The 2,237-nt window shown below is 44.2% G+C and carries 3 protein-coding genes; all 3 read left to right on the top strand.

Features of this window, described 5'->3' with window-relative positions:
* Window positions 1-187: 187 nt before the first annotated feature.
* Entirely contained in the window at window positions 188-421 is a 234-nt protein-coding gene (locus HP439_RS18825; RefSeq protein WP_172391865.1) for a 4a-hydroxytetrahydrobiopterin dehydratase, read from the top strand.
* Between the two features lie 265 nt (window positions 422-686).
* On the top strand, window positions 687-1,583 hold the full coding sequence (gene prpB / locus HP439_RS18820) for a methylisocitrate lyase (RefSeq protein WP_172391864.1): 897 nt from the start codon (window positions 687-689) through the stop codon (window positions 1,581-1,583).
* On the top strand, window positions 1,567-2,237 hold a 671-nt coding region (locus HP439_RS18815; RefSeq protein WP_281358218.1), incomplete at its 3' end, for a citrate/2-methylcitrate synthase. The genes prpB and HP439_RS18815, both read left to right, overlap by 17 nt.

The raw sequence follows: 2,237 nt of genomic DNA, 5'->3' as shown, positions 1-2,237 counted from the left end.
GTCATACCTTTTATCCGTTAAAGGACCATGTTGCCTGCCGATTTCTAGAAACCAAGGTACGTGATTCTCACCGTAGCAACAAATTTGATTTTTCGTTTTTTTACTCTTTCGTCTTGACGTGTCGCAAACAATTTGCGCAACTCGTGGTTTGATCATTTGAGGTAGCACCTTGAAATAAATAGAAAATATGAGTTGGAAAAAGGAAAATAATCGACTGTATAAATCGTTTGAGTTTGCTGATTTTTCAAGTGCTTTTGCATTTATGACCCGAGTTGCCTTGCTTGCCGAGAAATTTGATCATCATCCCAGTTGGAAAAACACCTATAATGTTGTCGAAATTTGGCTTAGTACCCATGACGAGGGCGGAGTGGTAACGCAAAAAGATAAGCATCTCGCAGAGGCTATCGATAGGTTGGGGTGAAGTTCCAATCTCTAACAACTACAATAGTAGGATTTTAAAATCAGTGGTAGCATGCTGTTTAGGTTACGAAGATATTTTGAAAGATATTCTAGATTTCCTACGACCCTTAATAGGGTCTTCTTGAAAAACAAAATCCAAGCGTTTTATCGCTTATTTGTCGTAACTTAGAATTGTCGATGATATACGTATCTTTTCGGGATTTTATCGCCAAAAGGCTGCGCTGCATTTAGTTGTGCCAATGTACTCACCATTAATAAACGGTTATATGACAAAGAAACCAGGGATGTTATTTCGCGAAGCATTGCAGCAGGAAGTTCCGTTGCAGGTGATTGGTACTATAAACGCTAATCATGCGTTGCTCGCGCAGCAAGCAGGCTTTAAAGCGATCTACCTTTCGGGAGGCGGAGTTGCTGCTGGGTCACTTGGATTGCCGGATTTGGGTATTACTAATTTGAACGATGTATTAATCGACGTAGAGCGTATAACGAATGTGTGTTCTGTCCCGTTACTAGTGGATATTGATACCGGTTTTGGCCCTTCGGCGTTTAATGTTGGTCGCACAATCAAATCGCTTAACAAAGCGGGAGCTGCCGCGGTTCACCTAGAAGACCAAGTGGGTGCCAAACGTTGCGGTCACAGGCCAAGGAAGGAGCTTGTATCTCCGGGCGAGATGTCAGATAGGATTAAAGCTGCCTGCGATTCTCGACTTGAAAACAGCTTTATGATCGGTGCGCGTACGGACGCAATAGCTTCCGAAGGTCTTGAGTCAGCTCTAGAGCGCGCTTTCGAGTATAAACAGGCCGGAGCCGATTTTATTTTTGCCGAAGCGGTCGAAAATATAGAACACTATCGACGATTTAGGGAAGTTACCGAGCTTCCTATATTAGCTAATATAACCGAGTTTGGAAAGACGCCACTGTATACACGTGCTGAATTAGCAAATGTAGGCGTGTCTATTATACTTTACCCACTCTCGGGTTTCCGCGCAGCGAACAGGGCTGCAGCAAATGTCTTTAAACATATCCGAGAGGATGGAACGCAGTCCGCTGTGATCGATACAATGCAGACAAGAAACGAGCTTTATGATAGTATTAACTACTACGCGTACGAAGCGAGATTAGATCAATTGTTTAATACAAGTGAAGATGACGGAAATAAATGAACAGGGATTTAAACCCAAAAAAAGCGTTGCCCTATCGGGGGTCGTTGCAGGAAACACTGCATTAAGCACCGTAGGTAAGAGTGGTAATGACTTGCATTATCGTGGTTACGATATAATAGACTTAGCCAAGCAAGCGTCTTTTGAGGAAGTCGCTTATCTGCTGATTTACGGAAACCTACCTACACCAGCGCAGCTCTCGGCCTATCAGCTTCAACTTAAAAGTCAAAGGGGATTACCCATCTCCATTCAAAAAGTATTAAAGCAGCTCCCGACAACTACGCATGCGATGGACGTGCTGCGCACTTATGTTTCTGTTTTTGGAAGCATACAGCCAGAGAAGGAGAGTCATCCGTTGGCGGGTGCTCGGGATATTGCTAATAGGCTGATGGCGTCAATGGCGTCCGCATTGTTGTACTGGCATCATTTTAGTCAAAATGGTCGCGAGATTGCAGTGGAGACAGATGATCCTACGTTGGGGGGACATTTTCTTCATTTATTACATGGGGCACCTCCGCCGGCTTCGTGGGAAAGAGCGATGGAAGTTTCGCTGAATTTGTATGCCGAACACGAGTTTAATGCCTCAACATTTACTGCCCGGGTTATTGCAGGAACTGGTTCTGATATGTATTCGTGCATTTCGGGTGCTATTGGGGC

The sequence above is a fragment of the Sphingobacterium shayense genome (assembly GCF_013179575.1).
Classification (GTDB): Bacteria; Bacteroidota; Bacteroidia; order Sphingobacteriales; family Sphingobacteriaceae; genus Sphingobacterium; species Sphingobacterium shayense.
This window is presented reverse-complemented; position numbering and strand designations above follow the sequence as displayed.

Excerpts from the sequence above, each read along its gene's own strand:
- HP439_RS18825 (WP_172391865.1), top strand. The coding sequence starts at position 188 with ATGAGTTGGAAAAAGGAAAATAATCGACTGTATAAATCGTTTGAGTTT.
- prpB (WP_172391864.1), top strand. The coding sequence starts at position 687 with ATGACAAAGAAACCAGGGATGTTATTTCGCGAAGCATTGCAGCAGGAA.